The 19,392-nt window shown below is 60.3% G+C and carries 19 protein-coding genes; 18 read left to right on the top strand and 1 reads right to left on the bottom strand.

Translation table 11 applies throughout. From position 1 onward, the window contains the following. The first annotated feature begins 54 nt into the window (after positions 1-54). The 15 genes from ACTQ1S_RS06460 (at position 55) to ACTQ1S_RS06530 (ending at position 14,580) form a co-directional block, all read left to right on the top strand. Entirely contained in the window at positions 55-1,305 is a 1,251-nt protein-coding gene (locus ACTQ1S_RS06460; protein WP_441538259.1) for a N5-glutamine methyltransferase family protein, read from the top strand. 209 nt (positions 1,306-1,514) lie between these two features. Beyond that, positions 1,515-2,318: an L-threonylcarbamoyladenylate synthase gene (locus ACTQ1S_RS06465; RefSeq protein WP_427747817.1), complete on the top strand. Its 804-nt coding sequence runs from the start codon at positions 1,515-1,517 to the stop codon at positions 2,316-2,318. Beyond that, positions 2,272-3,813 (top strand): glycerol kinase GlpK, encoded by a 1,542-nt coding sequence (gene glpK / locus ACTQ1S_RS06470; RefSeq protein WP_154518372.1) that lies wholly within the window; start codon positions 2,272-2,274, stop codon positions 3,811-3,813. The genes ACTQ1S_RS06465 and glpK overlap by 47 nt, the downstream gene beginning before the upstream one ends. Positions 3,814-3,936: 123 nt before the next feature. Beyond that, positions 3,937-4,584, top strand: a complete 648-nt coding sequence (gene upp / locus ACTQ1S_RS06475) for a uracil phosphoribosyltransferase (RefSeq protein ID WP_040359658.1) — start codon at positions 3,937-3,939, stop codon at positions 4,582-4,584. 468 nt (positions 4,585-5,052) lie between these two features. Further along, complete coding sequence (locus tag ACTQ1S_RS06480; protein ID WP_441067848.1) at positions 5,053-5,346, top strand: hypothetical protein; 294 nt, start codon at positions 5,053-5,055, stop codon at positions 5,344-5,346. A gap of 45 nt (positions 5,347-5,391) precedes the next feature. After that, entirely contained in the window at positions 5,392-6,189 is a 798-nt protein-coding gene (atpB, locus tag ACTQ1S_RS06485; RefSeq protein ID WP_441032000.1) for a F0F1 ATP synthase subunit A, read from the top strand. Positions 6,190-6,287: 98 nt separating this feature from the next. After that, positions 6,288-6,479, top strand: coding sequence for an ATP synthase F0 subunit C (locus ACTQ1S_RS06490; protein ID WP_427727739.1), 192 nt, complete (start codon positions 6,288-6,290; stop codon positions 6,477-6,479). A gap of 21 nt (positions 6,480-6,500) precedes the next feature. Beyond that, a complete protein-coding gene (atpF, locus tag ACTQ1S_RS06495; protein WP_427727741.1) occupies positions 6,501-7,097 on the top strand; it encodes a F0F1 ATP synthase subunit B in 597 nt (198 codons plus the stop codon). Further along, positions 7,090-7,566: a F0F1 ATP synthase subunit delta gene (locus tag ACTQ1S_RS06500; RefSeq protein ID WP_427727743.1), complete on the top strand. Its 477-nt coding sequence runs from the start codon at positions 7,090-7,092 to the stop codon at positions 7,564-7,566. The genes atpF and ACTQ1S_RS06500 overlap by 8 nt, the downstream gene beginning before the upstream one ends. 2 nt (positions 7,567-7,568) lie before the next feature. Further along, the gene (gene atpA, locus ACTQ1S_RS06505) at positions 7,569-9,176 is read left to right on the top strand and encodes a F0F1 ATP synthase subunit alpha (RefSeq protein WP_441063903.1); all 1,608 of its coding nucleotides are present in this window, start codon (positions 7,569-7,571) and stop codon (positions 9,174-9,176) included. Between the two features lie 5 nt (positions 9,177-9,181). Further along, the gene (gene atpG / locus ACTQ1S_RS06510; protein WP_441049241.1) at positions 9,182-10,090 is read left to right on the top strand and encodes an ATP synthase F1 subunit gamma; all 909 of its coding nucleotides are present in this window, start codon (positions 9,182-9,184) and stop codon (positions 10,088-10,090) included. Continuing rightward, positions 10,090-11,544 carry a F0F1 ATP synthase subunit beta gene (atpD, locus tag ACTQ1S_RS06515; RefSeq protein WP_427727748.1) on the top strand — a complete coding sequence of 485 codons (1,455 nt, stop codon included), beginning with the start codon at positions 10,090-10,092 and terminating at the stop codon, positions 11,542-11,544. Before atpG ends, atpD begins: the two co-directional genes overlap by 1 nt. A 5-nt stretch (positions 11,545-11,549) precedes the next feature. After that, the gene (gene atpC / locus ACTQ1S_RS06520) at positions 11,550-11,942 is read left to right on the top strand and encodes an ATP synthase F1 subunit epsilon (protein ID WP_441547328.1); all 393 of its coding nucleotides are present in this window, start codon (positions 11,550-11,552) and stop codon (positions 11,940-11,942) included. Positions 11,943-12,030: 88 nt separating this feature from the next. Next, complete coding sequence (gene murA / locus ACTQ1S_RS06525; RefSeq protein WP_441538262.1) at positions 12,031-13,314, top strand: UDP-N-acetylglucosamine 1-carboxyvinyltransferase; 1,284 nt, start codon at positions 12,031-12,033, stop codon at positions 13,312-13,314. Positions 13,315-13,326: 12 nt separating this feature from the next. Then, entirely contained in the window at positions 13,327-14,580 is a 1,254-nt protein-coding gene (locus tag ACTQ1S_RS06530) for an LCP family protein (RefSeq protein WP_441538264.1), read from the top strand. Positions 14,581-14,833: 253 nt separating this feature from the next. Here ACTQ1S_RS06530 and pepT read toward each other — a convergent pair whose 3' ends face one another. Further along, positions 14,834-16,081: a peptidase T gene (gene pepT / locus ACTQ1S_RS06535; protein WP_441547325.1), complete on the bottom strand. Its 1,248-nt coding sequence runs from the start codon at positions 16,079-16,081 to the stop codon at positions 14,834-14,836. 120 nt (positions 16,082-16,201) lie between these two features. Between pepT and ACTQ1S_RS06540 the strand changes: the two genes are divergently transcribed. From ACTQ1S_RS06540 to ACTQ1S_RS06550, 3 genes are all read left to right on the top strand, one after another. Next, on the top strand, positions 16,202-16,624 hold the full coding sequence (locus ACTQ1S_RS06540; protein ID WP_154518396.1) for a metal-dependent transcriptional regulator: 423 nt from the start codon (positions 16,202-16,204) through the stop codon (positions 16,622-16,624). Between the two features lie 12 nt (positions 16,625-16,636). Beyond that, entirely contained in the window at positions 16,637-17,530 is an 894-nt protein-coding gene (locus ACTQ1S_RS06545) for a homocysteine S-methyltransferase family protein (RefSeq protein ID WP_441547326.1), read from the top strand. A 176-nt stretch (positions 17,531-17,706) separates the two neighbouring features. Continuing rightward, on the top strand, positions 17,707-19,107 hold the full coding sequence (locus ACTQ1S_RS06550; protein WP_441547327.1) for a phosphoglucomutase/phosphomannomutase family protein: 1,401 nt from the start codon (positions 17,707-17,709) through the stop codon (positions 19,105-19,107). The last annotated feature ends 285 nt before the right edge of the window (positions 19,108-19,392 follow it).

A 19,392-nucleotide genomic window follows, 5' to 3' on the forward strand; every position in this document is an offset into this window, starting at 1 on the left:
GTACAATCTGCTCCGACATTCGCGCGCCGCCCGGCGCTTAAGAGGGGAGGACCCATGGCAAACGAGATCTGGACCATCAGGCGTTGTCTCGAGTGGACCAAGGAGTACCTAGCCGAGCGCGGCGAAGAGCACCCCCGTCTTTCTGCCGAGTGGCTGTTGTGCGCAGCCACGGGCCTAGCGCGCATCGACTTATATATGCGTATGGACGACACGCTCGATGCAGCGCAGCTCGAGACCATGCACGCGGCGGTTGTCCGTCGCGCCAAGGGTGAGCCGCTGCAGTACATCACCGGCAGCACGCAGTTCCGCATGATCGACGTCGCGTGCGCCCCCGGCGTGCTCATTCCACGTCCCGAGACCGAGATGCTCGTCGAGGAAGTCCTCAATTATCTGGATGCCGAGGTTCTGAGCCCCGAGGCTGTCACCCGCCAGCGCGTAGAGTTGCCATGGAACGACGAGGTCGAGCAGGCGCGTAAAGCCGAAGTCGCATTGGCTGACGAACGCGCGACTGCCGAGCGCCGTGCCGCCAACCTCACGGCTGCCGATGAGGCGGCGTTGGGCGGAGACGTGCTGGGCAGCCGAGCTTATGCCGAGGAGCTGGCCGATCGTGAGGCCGAGGAAGCCGCCGCGCAGGCAGCTGAGGCCGAGACCGCGGAAGTCGCTGAGCCCGAGCTCGACGAATACGGCATTGCCATCGAAGGCGTCGAACAAGAGACGGCCCCAGTGCAGGATGCCGCCGCGTCTGTGCCTGCCGACCCCCGCATTGCCCGCGTTCTCGAGGTCGGCTGCGGCACGGGCTGCATTTCGCTCTCCCTTGCTTGGGAGCGTCGCGGCCATGTCGCCTGCACCGCTACCGATATCGAGCCGCGCGCCATCGACCTGGCCACCAAAAACCGCGATGCACTCGGGCTTACGTCCGATGAGGTCGCCTTCAGCCTCACGAACCTGGTGAGCTCTATCCCCCGCGAGGAGTGGGGCACCTTCGACGTGCTCGTTTCCAACCCGCCTTATATCCCGACTGACGTCATGCGCTCGCTGCCGCACGAGGTCAAGGACTTTGAGCCCGATTTGGCGCTCGAGGGCGGCGCCGATGGCCTTGATATCTTCCGCCGCCTGCTCAATGCGGCGCCCTATATGCTGCGCGCCGGCGGCCTGTTTGCCTGCGAGCTCTATGAGGGCGCCCTCGACGCCGCGGCCGAGCTCTGCCGCCAGGCGGGTCTTTCGGACGTACGCATCGTCCGTGACCTCACCGATCGTCCCCGCATCGTTCGAGCTATCGTCACCGAGCCCAAGCAACGTCAGTAAAGTACGAAGCGTATTGGTGGCGCGGTGGCGGGAGCGCTGCGCCGGAAATGTAAAGAGGCTTGTCACGGCTCAATTACCCCTCACTTTCACCGACTGCTATAGCCGCTCACCAAACCAACATGCGCTGTGGACAAATAGGTTAAACGTTTCGTGCGAGAATGCCCCTCAGTAAACAAACTTTCACCAGAGTGTAAGGGGCTGGCATACACATGCAGACGGTCTATCGGGTATTCGAGGGAGCGCGCGAGCCGCATCGGCTCGCCGTCGAGCGTACGGCCGAGGTGCTCGGCCGTGGCGGCCTGGCCCTGATTCCAACCGAGACCGTCTATGGCGTCGCTGTGGCAGTCAACGCCTTCTCGGACGCCGTGCCCCAAGATACAAGCGAATCTCTGCCGTGGCCGCGCGATCCGCAGGCTGCCGTCAACGGCGCCGCGGTGCCCGCGCTCGGTACCGGCTACCGTCGCATCTTTACCCTCAAGCAGCGTGAGCTCACCCAAACGGTCGCCTGGCTGGTCGATGATGCCGAGGCCCTCGACCGCTACGGCGTGGATATCCCAGAAGAGGCACGCATACTTGCCCGACGATGCTGGCCGGGCGCCCTGACTATTGTGGTCAAGGCGGCTCCCTGCGTGCCGACCTTTATGCGTGCCGCCGACGACACGGTGGCTCTTCGCGCGTCGGCATCGCCCGTGGTACAGGCGCTCATCTGCACCTGTGGCAGCCCACTTGCCTGTACGAGCGCCAATACACACGGCGCGCCCGCGCCGGCAAGCTTTGCCGACGTTGAAGACCGCATTCTAGAAGGGGTCGACGTGGCCGTCGACGCGGGCGAGACGCCGTGCCGCGACGCTTCGACCATCGTGTCGTTCCAGCACGGCGGGCTCCAGATCCTGCGCCAAGGCGCACTTCCCGCGTCAGAGATTGAGCGGGTCCTGTCCGACCCGATGCAACAGAAAGGTGTAAGCGATGTCGTTGAATCTGGGCAGTCTGGGCATGGAAGATGCCTCGTTTGACTTTGGCGGTTCCTACATCATGGCGCTCGACTGCGGCACCACCTCGGTACTTGCGACCATCGTCGACGAGTACGGCTGCATCGTCGCCCAAGCGCGCCGCAGCGTCAAAACCAGCTTCCCGCGTCCCGGCTGGGTGGAGCAAGACCCCATGGCGGTCCTTGCCAGCCAGATTGCGGTCATGATGGAGGTTCAGTTTAAGAGCGGGATTCATTCCGATCGCATCGCCGCCATCGGTATCTCCAATCAGCGTGAGACCACGGTGGTCTGGGACCGCGTGAGCGGCCAGCCCATCTATAACGCCATCGTATGGCAGTGCCGTCGCACCGCGTCTCTGATCGATAATTTGGTTGAGCAGGGCGCAGAAGAGCTGGTGCGCTCCCGCACGGGGCTTACGCTCGACCCGTATTTCTCGGCCTCCAAGGTGCAGTGGATTCTCGACAACGTCGACGGCGCACGCGAGAGCGCGGCGGCGGGCGACCTCATGTTCGGCACCATCGACACCTGGCTCATCTACAACCTCACCGGCAGCCAGGTCTTTGCCACCGACTACACCAATGCCAGCCGCACGGCACTCTTTAATATCCATACGCTCGATTGGGACGACGACCTGCTGGCGCTCTTTGACGTTCCACGTTCCATGATGCCCGAGGTTCGCTGGAGCTCGGGCGACTACGGCCGCGTCGCGAGCGACATCATGACCAACATGCCACCCATCATGGGCGTGGCGGGCGACCAGCAGGCGTCGCTGTTCGGCCACTGCTGTTTCCATCCCGGCCAGACCAAAAACACCTATGGCACTGGTTGCTTTATGCTCATGAACACCGGCGACGAGGTCGTCGAATCCAAGAACGGTCTGGTCTCCACCATCGGTATCGCCGCGGACGGCAAGATCAGCTATGCACTCGAGGGTTCCATCTTTGCTGCCGGCTCCACCATGAACTGGCTTCGCAACAACATGGGCATCATCTCGAGCGTGAGCGAGTCTGCACAACTCGCCGCTTCGATTAACGACAACGAGGGCTGCTACTTCGTTCCCGCCTTTGCGGGTTTGGGCGCCCCCTGGTGGGACCCGCGTGCCCGCGGTATCGTGTGCGGTCTGACCGGCGCCTCGAGCCGTGCGACCATCGTACGTGCCGCCTGCGAATCCATGGCATATCAGAGCTACGACGTGCTGCGCGCCATGGAACAGGACGTGGGGCTTTCGATCGAACGCCTGTCTGTCGATGGCGGCGCGTCGCGCAACGAGTTCATCATGCAATTCCAGGCCGACCTGCTGGATATCCCCGTGCTGCAATGCGAGACGGTGGAGACCACGGCAATCGGTGCCGCGTACTTGGCGGGCCTTGCCGTCGGCTATTGGGAAGACCTGGAAGAGCTGGAGCAAAATGCCCAGATCGTTAGGACCTTCCTTCCCCACATGTCCGCCGAGCGCCGCGAGCAAAACCTTGCGGGCTGGCGCGATGCGGTCAAGCGCTCGCTCAGTACCGCACAGTAGGGCTGCGACGGGCCACTCGATACAGCAAACCGCTAAACTTGTGTATGGCGCGCGGCGGCAACATCGCTGCGCGCCATGCCAGCAAGGTCGTTTTACGGCCGCAACGAAAGGGGCAATCAACTCATGACCGTTACCTACGATGCGTCCCGTGTGACGCTTGTCGATCATCCGCTCGTCCAGCACAAGCTGTCGATCCTGCGCGACAAAAACACCGGCACCAATCAGTTCCGCCAGCTCGTGCGCGAACTCGCGCTTTTTGACGGCTACGAGGCCATGCGCGATCTGCCTATGGAAGACGTCGAGGTCGAGACCCCCATCACTACCGCCACGTTCAAACAGCTCGCCGGCAAGAAACTCGCCATCGTGCCCATCCTGCGTGCGGGCCTTGGCATGGTTGACGGCATCCTCGACCTGGTGCCCTCCGCTCGCGTGGGCCACATCGGTATGGAGCGCGACGAGGTTACCCACGAACCGCATGAGTATTACTGCAAGATGCCCAAGGATATCGACCAGCGCATCTGCCTGGTTGTCGACCCCATGCTCGCCACGGGCGGTTCGGCCGAGATGGCCATCAGCTACCTGCGCGAGCGCGGTGTCAAGGACATCCGCATGCTGTGCATCGTCGCGGCCCCCGAGGGCCTCAAGTCGCTGACCGAGAAGGACCCAGATGTGCATATCTATACCTGCGCCATCGACGACCATCTCAACGAGGCCGCCTACATCGTTCCCGGCCTCGGCGACGCCGGCGACCGCATCTACGGCACGCTCTAGTCGCCAGGCATGGGCAGCTGCACGTGCTCATTCGTGCATGATTGGTGCGTGCGGGTGTACGAGTGACGCCTGCACGCATATTTATGAGTGTCGTCGCAGCCACCGAGGGCCCAAAACGCGCTATACCGTAGGTACGGTATAAAGAGTGTCTTAAGAAAATGTACAGTTGTGTATTAACTTACGTTTTCCCACTTGTCATCGCGTGTTCGGTTCGTACAATAGTCAACAACGCTGTCGTGCTGCGCTTACGCGGGTGCGGCGGCGTTTGTCAAGTACGCTCGTCGGCCATCGCGACCCATTCGTCCTCAGTGCTCGGCCTTTTGTCCGTTTGACACCCCAAGGGGCTAAAGACGCGATTAAGGTTGGGTAACAGTGCATTGATTTTGCAATCACGCGCCCTAAAATACTAGGACGATGTGAGCGGGGTATGGCTCCATGTGGGCTATATGTCGCGAGAAGGGAACGCACATGCCGGTTGAGCTGGCAGGCCACGTGCCGTTCATCGCAACGGGATTCGTCGTCGGTCTTGTTGCATTTTTGCCGTTGTACCTTGCGCTTGCTCCGGTGCTGGCGCATCGACGCGATGCCAACATGACGGTAGGCATGTTGGGTACCATAGTGTCGTTTGCGGTGCTCTTTATGGGCGTCGTAATTGTGCACCTGGTAGCCCCCGTGGCGCTCATCGCCTTTTTGTGCGGCGAGCTCGCCGGGTTTTTGATTTGTTGGATCGTGATCGCCTGCATGGTGATTATGAAGGATTAAAGGCGTTGCCCCACCTTGGTGCGGGCAAACAGGGAAGGTGGAATCTTGGACGCATTTGCCAAGTTACCCAGCGCGATCGCCGAGCTCGTCGCTGAGTTCTCCTCGGCTCCGGTCGTGGGTGACCTTAACGCGGGCCTGACGCAGTACTCGTTCTGGCTGCTTATCGCCGCTGTCGTCATGTTCGTGGTCTTTTTCGCGTTTACTAAGAAGCAGAAGGTTGTCCCCGAGGGCTTCTTCGTTAACGGCGTCGAGTGGGTCATCGAGTACGTGCAGGACGATATCGCCAAGGGTGTCGTTGGCGACAACTGGAAGAAGCACTTCCCGTTTTTGGCCTCGCTGTTCTTCTTTATCCTGATCAACAACTTTATCGGCCTCATCCCCGGCATGAAGCCCGGCACCGGTGCCATCGGCTGTACCGCCGCCCTCGCACTCGTGTCGTTTGTGTACTTCATCTATTTCGGTATCAAGAAGCACGGCTTCTTTGGGTACTTCAAGAGCCTCGCCCCTGCGGGCGTCGCCTTCCCCATGAACGTCTTCGTGTGGGTCATCGAGCTCTTCTCGCTGTGCCTGCGCCTGGTCACGCTCGCCGTCCGTCTGTTCTGCAACATGTTCGCCGGCCACATCGTCATGGGCTCGTTCGCCATCATGGCCACACTCTTTGCCCAGCCGATGCTGGAGCACTTTACGGCCATGAACGCCGTGGGCGCCCTGCCCAGCGTGGCGTGGGTTTTGATTCTTTTGGTAATCTACGCCGTCGAGCTGATCGTTGCCTTTGTTCAGGCATACGTTTTTACGGTCCTCGAGGCCGTGTACATTCAGATCGCAGAGGCTGACGCCCACTAGCGGTCGCATTTATTTGGTGTTCGGAGGCGCGGCACCCGCGTGCGCCTCTACAACATAGGTATTTATCCTGCGCACACGCGCACGACAAAGGAGGAATCGTGGGAGTTATCGGATATGGTCTCGGCGTTATCGGTGCCGGTCTCGCAATTGGTCTTGCAGCACTCGGTGCTACGGGCGCTATGGCTCGTCAGCCTGAGGTCCAGGGCCGTGCCTTCACCGTCTTCATTCTTGCATCTGCATTCACCGAGGCTCTGGGCCTGATCGGCTTCGTCGTTACGCTGATTTCGTAATTGAGCACGAAGGTAGTCGCCATGAAGCATTTCAACCACGCGAAAGTCGCTGCTGCGCTGACGGGCGCCATGCTCGCCATGCCGGTGTCGGCATTCGCCGAGGAGTCTGAGAACAAGGCCGAGATCCTCGTCCCCAAGATGGCGGAATTCGTCCCTGCACTCATTGCCTTCCTCATCATCTTCATCGTTTTGGCCAAGTTTGCCTGGCCGCAGATTCTGCAGACGATGGAAGAGCGCGGCAAGCGCATCAAGGACAGCCTCGATGAGGCTGAGACCACCAAGCGCAAGGCCATCGAGGCCCGCAAGGAGTCCGACGCCCTCCTCACCGACGCCCGCCGTCAGGCTGCCGACATCGTGACCGCCGCCCGTCAGGACGCCGAGTCCGAGCGCGCCCGCATTATCGCCAAGGCTCACGAGGAGGCCGAGGACATCATTGCCAAGGCCCACGCCAACGCCGAGGACGAGCGCAACTCCATCTATGCCGCCGCTGCCGGCTCCATCGCCGATCTTTCCGTCTCCGTTGCGACCAAGATTGTCGGCGAGGCCCTCGAGAACGACGACGAGCAGCGTCGTCTGATCGAGCGCTACATCAAGGAAGCAGGTAGCCTGAATGCCTAACAGCCGCATGGAGAACAGGGTTCTCGAGACCTATGCACGTACCCTCCTAGAGGCCGCTAAGGCCGAGGGCCGTGTGTTCCGCGATCTTCACGAGCTTGAGGTCATCGCGAACGCCAGCCCCGAGGTGCTTGCTGTTCTCGGTACCGTGTTCGAGCGCGGCCAGCTCGATCTTCTGCCGCAGATTGCATCGGCTTATCGGATGGTAACCGCGACCGACGAGGACGTCGTAGGCGTCACCGTCACCACGGCTGTCCCGCTCGATGACGAGCTGCGCCGCACGATTACCGAGAAATGCGAGGCCGATCTAAAGCGCAAGGTGTTCCTGATCGAGAAGGTCGATCCGTCCATCATCGGCGGTCTGATTCTCGAGGCCCGCGGCCAGCGTCGCGACGTTACCGTCAAGACCCAGCTGCGCGCAGCGCGTGAGGCCCTCGGTTCCACGATTTTGAATAACGGAGGTGAAGCCTAGTTATGTCCGATACCCTCAATGCCGAAAGCATCGCCCGCGCCCTGCAGGCGAAGCTCGATGGCCTGGCGGCTACCGTCGACACGCAAGAGGTTTCCCATGTTGACGAGGTTGGCGACGGCATCGCGCGCGTCTCGGGACTGCGCAACGCCATGGCCGGCGAGCTCTTGGAGTTCAAGAGCTCCGAGACCGGCGAGACCGTCTACGGCCTTGCCCAGAACCTCGACCGCGATGAGGTCGGTGCTGTTCTGTTCGGCGCCGTCAACGTCATCAAGGAAGGCGACGAGTGCCGTACCACCGGTCGCGTCATGGATATTCCCGTGAGCCGCGCCATGCTCGGTCGCGTCGTCAACCCGCTGGGCCAGCCCATCGACGGCCTGGGCGATATCGTCGCCACGCACCGTCGCCCCATCGAGTTCAAGGCCCCCGGCGTTATCGACCGCACCCCGGTCTGCGAGCCGGTTCAGACTGGTCTGCTCGCTATCGACTCCATGGTTCCTATCGGCCGTGGCCAGCGTGAGCTCATCATCGGCGACCGTAAGACCGGCAAGACCGCCATCGCGATCGATGCCATCCTCAACCAGCGCGGTAAGGACATGGTCTGCATCTACGTCGCTATCGGCCAGAAGGCCTCTACGGTTGCCAACATCCGTGAGACCCTCGCCCAGCACGGCGCACTCGACTACACCATCATCGTCTCGGCTACCGCTGCCGACTCGGCCCCTATGCAGTACATCGCCCCTATGGCCGGTGCCGCTATCGGCGAGTTCTTTATGTACAACGGCGAGAACGGCGAGCCCGCCAGCGAGACCAACCCCGGCGGCCATGTGCTCGTCATCTACGATGACCTGTCCAAGCAGGCTGTGGCCTACCGTCAGATGTCGCTGACGCTGCATCGTCCGCCCGGACGCGAGGCCTATCCTGGCGACATCTTCTACCTGCACTCTCGCCTGCTCGAGCGTGCCGTCAAGATGTCCAAGAAGAACGGCTACGGCTCCATGACGGCCCTGCCGGTCATCGAGACCCAGGACGGCGACGTTTCGGCCTACATTCCGACCAACGTCATTTCCATTACCGATGGTCAGATCTACCTGCAGTCCGAGCTCTTCTTCCAGGGCCAGCGCCCGGCAGTCGACGTCGGCATCTCGGTGTCGCGCGTCGGTGGCTCCGCTCAGACCAAGGCCATGAAGCAGGTCGCCGGCAACCTCCGTCTGGACCTTGCCGCCTACCGTGAGCTCGCCGGTTTTACCCAGTTCGGTTCCGACCTGGATGCAGCCACCCAAAAGCAGCTTACCCACGGTGCGCACATGACCGAGCTTCTTAAGCAGGCGCGCTTTAAGCCGTTCGACGTCGCCGAGCAGATCGTTACGCTGTTCGCCGGCAACGAGGGCTTTATCGACGACCTGCCCCTTTCCGAGGTGCTGCCGTTCCGCGCCGAGCTGCTCGAGTACATGAATGCTGGCTTTGGCGGCTTGCTGCAGAAGGTCCGTACCAACAAGATCGACGGCGAGACCAAAGAGCAGCTGCTTCAGGCCATCACCGATTTCAAGAACGAGTACGCCTCCAAGCATGCCTCCACCGCGAGCGCAGCTGAGGGCGCAGAGGAGAACTAAGCTCTATGGCTAACCTTCGCGACATTAAGAAGCGAATCTCCTCGGTCACGAGCACCAAGCAGATCACGCGCACGATGGAGATGGTATCTACGGCCAAGATCCGTCGCGCGCTCGATCGAGCCACGCAGGCTGAGCCCTACAAGAAGGCGCTCACCGACGTCATGCACACCGTTGCGAGCGATACAGAGACTGCCGGCGACAACCCCATGCTCAAGACGCATGAGGAGTTCAAGCGCGGTCTGATCATCGCGATCACGTCCGATCGCGGTCTGGCGGGCGGCTTCAACGTCAACGTTGAGCGCACCTGCGAGAAAATCGCTCGCGAATGGGCACATGATGGCGCCGAGTGCGAGATCATCGCATGCGGTCGCAAGGCGAGCGAGTATTTCCGCAGCCGTGCCAACACGGTCATGCACTTCGAGGGTTCCTCGGCCGACCCGAGCCTCGAGGATGCCCGCATGATCGCGAGCTATATCTGCGACGAGTACTCCAAGGGTCAGCTCGACCGCGTCGAGATCGTGTACCATCACGCTCGCAACCGCGTCGATCAGGTTCTTCGTACCGAGCATTTGCTTCCGCTCGACCCCGAGATGATCGCCATGGCACATGGCCCGCGCAAGAACGCAGACGAGGGCCCCGAGCGCGTCTCGTCCTCGTTCAAGTTCGTGCCGAGCGCCCAGCATGTGTTGGCTGAGCTGGTCCCCAGCTACATCCTGACCGTCATTCACCAGGCGCTGATCGATTCGGCCGCCGCCGAGCAGGGTGCGCGCCGTAAGGCCATGCACTCCGCCACGGAGAACGCGTCGTCGATCATCTCGACTCTTACCCGTACGTATAACCGCGTGCGTCAGGCTTCCATTACCACGGAGATCAACGAGATCGTGGGCGGAGCCGCAGCATTGGAGGAACACTAATGGCAGATACCACCGTTAAAGCGGCGGTCGAGGAGGCCACGGCACGTCAGACGGCCGGTGAGGGGCGTATCGTCCGTATCATCGGCGCAGTTGTCGACGTTAAGTTCGATGGCGCTGTCCCCTCGATCTACAACGCGCTCACGGTCGAGGCCGATACGCCGATGGGTCACATCAGCACCATCCTGGAGGTTGAGTCTCAGCTTCCCGGCGGTGTCGTTCGTACCGTCGCCATGACGTCGACCGACGGCTTGCAGCGCGGCGTCGTCGCGGTCGACACCGGCGCACCCATGAAGATGCCCGTCGGCCCCGAGACCCTCGGCCGCATTTGGAATGTTATGGGCCAGCCTGTCGATGGCAAGCCCATGCCCCAGATCGATGAGTTTTATCCCATCCATCACCCGGCACCTCATTTCGACGAGCTCACTACCAAGACCGAGATTTTCGAGACCGGCATTAAGGCCGTCGACCTGCTCGAGCCCTACATCCGTGGCGGCAAGACGGGTCTGTTTGGCGGTGCCGGCGTCGGCAAGACCGTTCTGATTCAGGAGCTCATCAACAACCTCGCCCAGGAGCATGGCGGCACCTCGGTGTTCACCGGCGTTGGCGAGCGTACCCGTGAGGGTACCGACCTGTTCCTCGAGATGAGCGAGTCTGGCGTTATCGATAAGACCTGCTTGGTCTACGGTCAGATGAACGAGCCGCCTGGAGCGCGTCTGCGCATTGGTCTGGCCGGCCTCACCACCGCTGAGTACTTCCGCGATCGTGGCCAGGACGTCCTGCTGTTCATCGATAACATTTTCCGCTTCTCCCAGGCCGGTTCCGAGGTTTCCGCCCTTCTGGGCCGTATGCCGTCCGCTGTTGGCTACCAGCCCACGCTGGCTACCGAGATGGGCGACCTCCAGGAGCGCATTACCTCGACCAAGACGGGTTCCATCACCTCCGTTCAGGCTGTCTACGTCCCTGCAGACGACCTGACCGACCCGGCTCCCGCCACGACGTTTACACACCTCGACGCCACGACCGTTCTTTCGCGTTCCATCGCCGAGCTCGGTCTGTATCCCGCAATCGACCCCTTGGCTTCCTCTTCCGACGCCCTGGATCCCTCGATTGTCGGCGAGGAGCACTATCGTGTGGCCGTCGCAGTCCAAGAGCTGCTCCAGGAGTACTCCGACCTGCAGGACATCATCGCCATTCTGGGTATGGACGAGCTTTCCGAGGAGCAGCGCCTTACGGTCAACCGTGCCCGTAAGCTCCAGCAGTTCCTGTCTCAGTCCTTCCACGTCGCCGAGCAGTTCACCGGCAACCCCGGTGTCTACATCCGTGTCGAGGACACGGTCCGCTCGTTTGCCGCCATTGTCGACGGCGAGTGCGACGACCTGCCCGAGCAGGCGTTCCGTTATGCGTCCACGATTGACGACGTGCGCGAGCGCGCCGCCAAGATGGAGGAGAAGTAGTGGCTATGCAAATCCGCATCGTGTGTCCGGAGAGCTGCGCCTATGAAGGTGAGGCGGCATTTGTCGCCCTGCCTTCCACGGACGGCGAGTTCGGCATTCTTCCGCGTCACGCTAGCGAGATCTGCACGATCAATCGCGGCTACGTTCGCGTTTGTGATAAGCAAATGGGCACCGTCGACCACACGTTTGCTGTGGACGGCGGCTATGCCCAGGTTGCGGACGATGTCGTGATTATCCTCGCCGAGCGCGCTTGCGATTTGGCGACCGTCGATGCCGACAAGCTTAAAGCTGATATTCAAGGTTTTGAAGAGAAGCTGGGTAATTTGTCGGAGGATGATGCACGCCGCGCCTACCTCTATAATGAAATCGCATGGTGTAAGCTCATGCTTGCCCAATAGTCAAACGATTTGGCGTTCGACCATTTGCGAACACATCATGCCCGGGATGGCCCAGCCATCCCGGGCATGCTTTTTGAAAGGGTAGACCTTGGATATTATCCGTGTTGAAGGTGGCCACACCATCGGAGGCTCCGTGCCCGTTTCGGGTGCAAAGAACTCTGCACTCAAACTCATGGCGGCAACGCTTCTGGCACCGGGGAAGACGACGCTGCAGAACGTGCCCGATATCTCGGATGTCCATGTTATGGGCAAGGTGCTCAAGGGTATGGGCGCCAAGATTGACGTTCTCGATGAGCATACGCTCGAGATCGACACTTCTCAGGTTGATTCCTGGGAGGCTCCCTACGAGCTTGTCGCCAAGATGCGCGCCTCCACGGCCGTGATGGGTCCCCTGCTGGGCCGTTTCCATCGTGCCAAGATTGCCATGCCGGGTGGCTGCAATCTGGGTGCCCGTAAGATCGACATGCACATCTTGGGTCTTGAGGCGCTGGGCGTAGAATTCGACACTGCACACGGTTACATCAATGCCAACGCTCCTCAGGGGTTGCGTGGTACCACGGTTACGCTTGAATTTGCCAGCGTCGGCGCTACCGAGAACCTCATCATGGCGGCCGTGCGCGCACAAGGCACTACGGTTATCGATAATGCGGCTCGCGAGCCCGAGATCGTCGACCTTGCCAACATGCTCAACGAGATGGGCGCCAAGATTGTTGGCGCCGGCACGCCCGTCGTGACCATCGAAGGTGTGGACGAGTTGCATCCCGTTACCCATCGCGTGGTGGGCGACCGCATCGAGGCCGGCACCTTTATCGTTGCCGGTGCCCTGATGGCCGATGACCGCGGAGTCGACGTTACGGGCTTTTGCCCCATTCACTTGGGCATGGTGCTCAAGAAGATGGAGCTCATGGGTGTCGAGTGTGAGCGAATCGAGAATGGCGTTCACGTGAGTCGTGTCGAGCGCATCAGGCCGGTCGATATTCAGACACTTCCGTTCCCGGGCTTCCCGACGGACATGCAGGCACAGATCATGGTGCTTTCCGCTCTTGCTGATGGCAGCTCTGTGATTACCGAGAATATCTTCGAGAACCGCTTCATGTTCGCGTCGGAGTTGGTCCGTATGGGCGCGGATATCCGCATCGAAAGCCATCACGCCATGATTCATGGCGTCAAGGGGTTCTCGGGTGCACAGGTTACCTCGCCTGATCTGCGCGGCGGCGCCGCGCTCGTCGTTGCTGGCCTTATCGCCGACGGCGTTACCGAGGTCTCGGCCATCCATCACATCAAACGTGGCTATGAGCAGTTTGTCGAAAAACTGCAGGCACTTGGTGCAAACGTCGAGCACGCCACTGTTCCCGATCCCGTCATCTACTAATGCAGGTTGCCTATGTTTAATAATAAGAAGCCCTTAGCGGATACTCGAAGACCTTCAACCGGCGCACAGGCCAAGATCTACAGTCGCGATAATGTTGCACGCTACTCCGAGCGCGCTCGTCAGCGCCGCCGCGGCCAGACAATCCGTCGCGTTGCGCTTATCGCCGTGCTTGGCGTGCTGTTGAGCGCTACGACTGCCGCCGGGCTGTGGTTCGCCAACATTATGGGCAAGCTTGGCGATTCCAATGTCATTACCGACAATCTGCGCCATATCTTGGTGGATACCAATGAGGCCAAGGATCCGTTCTACGTGCTTCTTTTGGGTACCGATGGTCGTCCGGGCGAGGACACGTATCGCGCCGATTCAATTATCTTGGCGCGCATCGACCCTACGCAAAAGCAGGCTACGCTTATATCCATTCCACGTGATACCAAGGTTGTCTATAACGGCGAAACCATGAAGGTCAACGCCTGCCATACCTATGGCGGTGCCGAGGCCATGGTTCAAGCGGTCAATGAGCTGTGCGGCGTGCAGATTTCCCACTATGCCGAGGTTAGCTTTGACGGTATGCAATCATTGATTGACTCTGTGGGCGGTATCGACATCAACGCCACCGATGATGTCGATGACCCCGAGCATCTGGACATTAAGATTACGGCAGGCCAGCAGCACATGGACGGTGCTACCGCGCTCACCTATGCCCGTTGCCGCTATACCTATGCCGACGGCGACTATACGCGCATGCGTCACCAACGCCAGGTGCTTGGTGCCCTTGCCAACCAGATTCTCAACAACTTTGATGCTACGAAGGTCTTCGACCTGGTTAATTCGCTGTCCGATATGCTTGTGACCGATATGAGCGTTCAGGACATCGTGTCTACGGTCAATGCTATGCGCGGCATGGATGTCGATGGCATCTATTCGGCGAATCTGCCTTCCTACGCAGATGAAACCACCATGATCGACGGCCAGAGCTATGTCTTTGTCTACGAGGACGAGCTTAAGGAGATGATGGCGCGCGTCGATGCCGGCAAGGATCCTAAGGGACCAAACACCATGGGCCTATCCGACGGAACCAGCTCCACAATCGGTGATTTGAGCAACCATACTTCTGACGATTACGCCTACGGTACGGCCGGTTCGTCGGAAAGCTCGGACGATTCGAGCTATTCGGACGATTCGAGCTATTCGGACGATTCGGATTACAGCTCATATTATTACGAGGAGCCCACTGGCGACGGCAACGGTTACGAAGCCAACTACTAGGGTTGCGCGGGCTTGCCAGTCCGCGCAACGGCTCGACGTTGCGCGCCGCCCAGAGCGACAATTTGTCATTCAAAAGGCAGGGCATGACCAGAATCAATGTCCTGCCTTTTTCATGCCAACTTGTTCGCCCTGGACGTCGCTCGCTGACGTTGATTCAACCAGCGATGCCGACTACTCCCCTTGCACCAAAAAATCGCCCCGTTCTCGGTTTTGAGGACGGGGCGATTTTGCTTACCTAGATTATTCGAGTTCCTTATGCGAAGCGGGCGACGAGCTCCTGCAAGACGTCGGTCATTTTGACAAGCGAGCTGACCGGAACAAACTCATTGACGCCGTGGTAGCAGTAGCCGCCCGTCGAAAGGTTGGGACAGGGCAGGCCGCGGAACGACAGCTGTGCACCGTCGGTGCCGCCGCGAATCGGCAGCACCTGGGGCTCAACATCGCAGGCAAGGAAGGATTCCTTAGCGACATCGATCAGCTCTGGGTAGTCGCGGACAATCTCGGCCATGTTACGGTACTGGTGCTTGATCTCGACCGTTACGCGCTCCTCGCCCAGACGCTGGTTGAGCAGCGCGGCGGCAGCATCCATCAGATCGAGCTTCTGCTGGAACTTGGCGGCATCGTGATCACGGACGATATAGCGCGCCGTGGCATGGTCGACTGTGGCAGAAACGCCCTCAAGGTGATAGAAGCCCTCGTAGCCCTCGGTGTATTCCGGACGCTGCACGTAGGGGAGCAGGGCATTGAAGTCGCAGAACAGATTGCCCGCGTTAACCATGCGGCCCTTGGCGTCGCCGGGGTGAATGGACTGGCCCTCAAAGCTAACGGTAGCCTCGGCGGCGTTGAAGCACTCCCACTCAAGCTCGCCAACCGGACCGCCGTCGACTGTGTAGGCATACTTACAGCCAAAGTCCTCGATATCCAACAGCTCGGCACCGTGGCCGATTTCCTCGTCCGGGCAGAAACAAATACCAAGCGTGGGGTGGGGCAGGCTGGGGTCCTGTGCAATGCGTGCGACGAGCGCCATAATCTCGGCGACACCGGCCTTATCGTCGGCGCCCAGCAGCGTGGTGCCGTCGGTGCAAACCAGGTCCTCGCCCAAAAGGTTGTTGAGGGCGGGGAGCTTGGCGGCGCTCATGGATACGGGCTTGCCGTCGACGATGCCGCAAACCAGGTCGCCGCCCTCGTAGTGCACGATGTGCGGCGCAACGCCGGCGCCCGGTGCGACCTCGGTGGTGTCGAGGTGCGCGATCAGGCCCAGGGCGGGCTTATTCTCGGAGCCGGCGCTCGCGGGAATGTGAGCGCAGACATAGGCGTTTTCGGTTACATGGGCATCGGTTGCACCAAGCTCGCGCAATTCCTCGGCAAGCACATTGGCAAGATCAAACTGGACGGTGCTCGACGGAACCTGGTCACAGTTGGCATCCTCGGACTGTGTGTTGATCTGGACGTAGCGCAAAAAACGCTCGAGTACGTCGGGGTACGTGGTGGTGTTTTCCATAGAGACCGCTCCAATCTTGGTTGTCGTGTGCAACAAGAACTCTAGCACGGTATACCGCGGCATACCGCGACGCTTGGATGGGGTAGAATCAGCCATTGAATGCAGAAGGGACGGATGTTCATGGATACGACAAATAGCTCGCGCGAGCTACATCTAACGGTGGCGAACGAAGACTACTTGGAGTGCATGGTTCGCATCGAAAGCGAGGATGGGGAGACTAATGGCGTGCGGTCGGTCGATATCGCACAGCGCCTTGGCGTTTCGAAGGCATCGGTCAACAAGGCGGTTTCGGCTCTCAAGGCATCCGAACTTGTCGAGCAGTCTCACTACGGCAAGGTTATCCTGACCAACCGTGGGCGCGAGGTCGGTTTGGCTATCTGGTATCGCCATCGCCTGATTCGCACATTTTTGGTCCAGGAGCTCGGCGTCGACTTTGAGCGCGCCGATGCCGAGGCCTGCATGATGGAGCACGCGCTTTCCGAGGACACAATGGTCCGTTGGCTCGCCTATCTCGAAAAGCAGGGAATCAGCATCGAGGAATAGCGAAACATATATATGGATACGAGTTATTACAATCGCTTCGGCGGCGAGGAGCTTATGCGCCGACTTGCCAGCGAGACGCTGCTGGCACAGGGTCCGATGGGCAGCGTGCTGCTGAGTGAATACGGTGCCGCCGATATTCCGCCGGCATTTTGGAACCTCGCCGAACCGCAGACGGTTTCTCGCATCCACCGACTGTATGCCGCCGCTGGCGCACAGGTGCTTATTACCAATACGTTCCAGGCATCGGGTTTTGCGCTCGATCGCGATGAAATCGCTCCATCTATGGCAGAGGTCAATCGCGGGGCGGTCGACGATGCCCGCCAGGCAAATCCCCAGCTATTGCTGGGGTCCATGGGACCTATTGCGATTGAGTGGTTTGTCGAGGATTCTTCCGAGTATCGAGAGATTCGCGCAAATGCTCGCGAGCAGGCGTCCGCCCTGCTCAACGCCGGCGTCGACGGGATTCTGGTCGAGACGATCACGTCTATCCGCAATCTGCAGCCCGTGCTCGCCGGTGTCCATGATGCCGCTGATGGCATGCCCGTTCTGGTGAGCTTTGCTATTGATGACAAGGGCGACCTGCTGGGTGATGGCCTAAACATCGAAGGTGCCATCTTGTATGCCGAGAAGCACGGTGCGAGCTCGGTTGGGGTCAATTGCTGCACCCTGACAGCGGCTACCGCTGCGGTACCAAGAATGGTCAAGATGGCCACGACGCCCGTTACTGTACGTCCCAATGCGGGAAATCCGGTCCAAACGCAAGATGGGCCCGTGTGGCACGAGGACCCCGAAGCTTTCGCGCGCGCATGCGTCGAGTGGAAGCGGGCTGGCGCCGCAATGGTTGGTGGCTGTTGCGGAACCACGGCGATCACGACGGCTGCTATGGCAGACGCGCTCGATATATAGAGTCCGAAGAAAAGCACATTCGAATTACCGCCCCAACCGGGGCGGTTTATTTTGTCTATATGCGCCCTCGATGGCTTTTGCCTAAACGGTGAATGCGTGCGCCGGCGGCTTGCCGGGCGCTCGTTGCGGGTATACCACTTGCGTACCATGATCCAAACACTGCGAGGTGTCTGCGTGTGTGCGCGATAATTCATTTTGGAACTGATGGCTGGCGCGCTCGCGTCGGCGAGGATTTTAACGCTGACAATGTTGCCCGTATCGCTGATGCCGCCGGCGAGCTCTGGCAAAAGACATATCCCGGCAAGACGGTATATATCGGGTATGACACCCGTCCCCGGGCGCGCGAGTTTGCAGAACTTGCAGCTGGCGTGCTTGCGGCCCATGGCCTTGATGCCGTGCTCGCGGCCCGTTTTGTACCCACGCCTGCCATCACGTGGGCTGCCGCATACGATGGCGAGGCGTGCGGGGCGCTCATGGTGACCGGTTCACATCATCCGCAGGGCTATCTCTGTCTCAAACTGCGCATGGGCGATGGTTCCACGGCAAGCCAGGACGTCATCGAAGAGCTCGAGGCAACGATGGCCGCCGAACCTCTGGGGCTCGAGGAGCAGTATCGCACGGCGGATATCATTCCCGACTATATGCGAGCGGTAGCATCGTTTGTCGATGCCGATGCCATTCGTGCCGCTCATCTGCGCGTGGTGGTCGACCCCATGGGGGGAGCGGCTCAAGGTTATCTTGCCGATTCGCTGCGCGAGCTGGGTGTTGAGGTCCATGAGATTCATGCGGGGCAAGCATCGGATTGGAGGGATATCTGTCCCGATCCCGTAGAGCCGTGGGTGGATGCCTGCGAGCGTGCAGTTATCGAAGACGGTGCGTGTGCCGGCCTGGTGACCGATGGCGATGCTGACCGTATTGGCGCGGTCGACGAGCGCGGTAGATACATACATCCGCATCAGATCATGGCGCTCGTAATGGGCGAATTGGTTCAGTTTCGCAATTTGAAGGGGCGAGTCGTCGTCAATCTATCGTGCTCGACGCTTGTACGTCGTGTTGCCGAGGCACTCGGTTGCCGCGTGACCGTAAAACCGGTTGGCTTCAAATATATAGCCGCCGAGATGAAAAAAGACGGGGTGCTTATGGGCGGTGAGGAGGCCGGTGGCATCGGCATTGCCGCGCATATGCCCGAGCGTGACGGCATTCTCGCTTGCCTACTCCTGTGTGAGCTCATGGCAAAGACGGGGGCTTCGCTGGGCGTGCTGGTCGATCAGCTCGAGGCGAGTTTTGGAAAAACAAGTTATGGCCGTCGAGATTTACGACTTGAGGCAGAAGATGCCGAGTCGCTGCGCACGCTGCTTCCCGGTGTGAATCCAAAGTCGATTTGCGGCAAGGCGCCGCAGAGCGTAAGTCACATGGACGGCTTGCGTTTGGCATTTGGGGATGATACCTGGCTGTTGGTTCGCCCGAGTGGCACTGAGCCGGTGGTGCGAGTGTACGCCGAGGGCTTTTCGGTGGAGGAGCGCGACGAGTTGCTTGATGCCGGCTGCGCTTTGGCTCGGGGCGCATATCGGCTCTAGCCATGGGGCTGCTCAATATAAAGATATGCTCGGCGAGTGGTAGGTAACGACTGGCAAGCGTCAGCTGCGGGTATAGATATGTAGGAGCTGTGTGCAACCAGATTCCCGCCCCGCGGGCCCCTCCGGTCTGGCAATATATCTCCTTGCCGCGCGGCCCGGTGCAACCGGGAACCGGCGCAGGCGTGCACCTTGAGAACCGGATACTGCGAGGATGGACACACCAGATGTGTCGCATCCGGGCAGACATCGAACCATTTGAAATGGTCTGACTTGGATTCGTTTTTC

Source organism: Collinsella sp. LCP21S3_D3 (assembly GCF_052118305.1).
Lineage (GTDB): Bacteria > Actinomycetota > Coriobacteriia > Coriobacteriales > Coriobacteriaceae > Collinsella.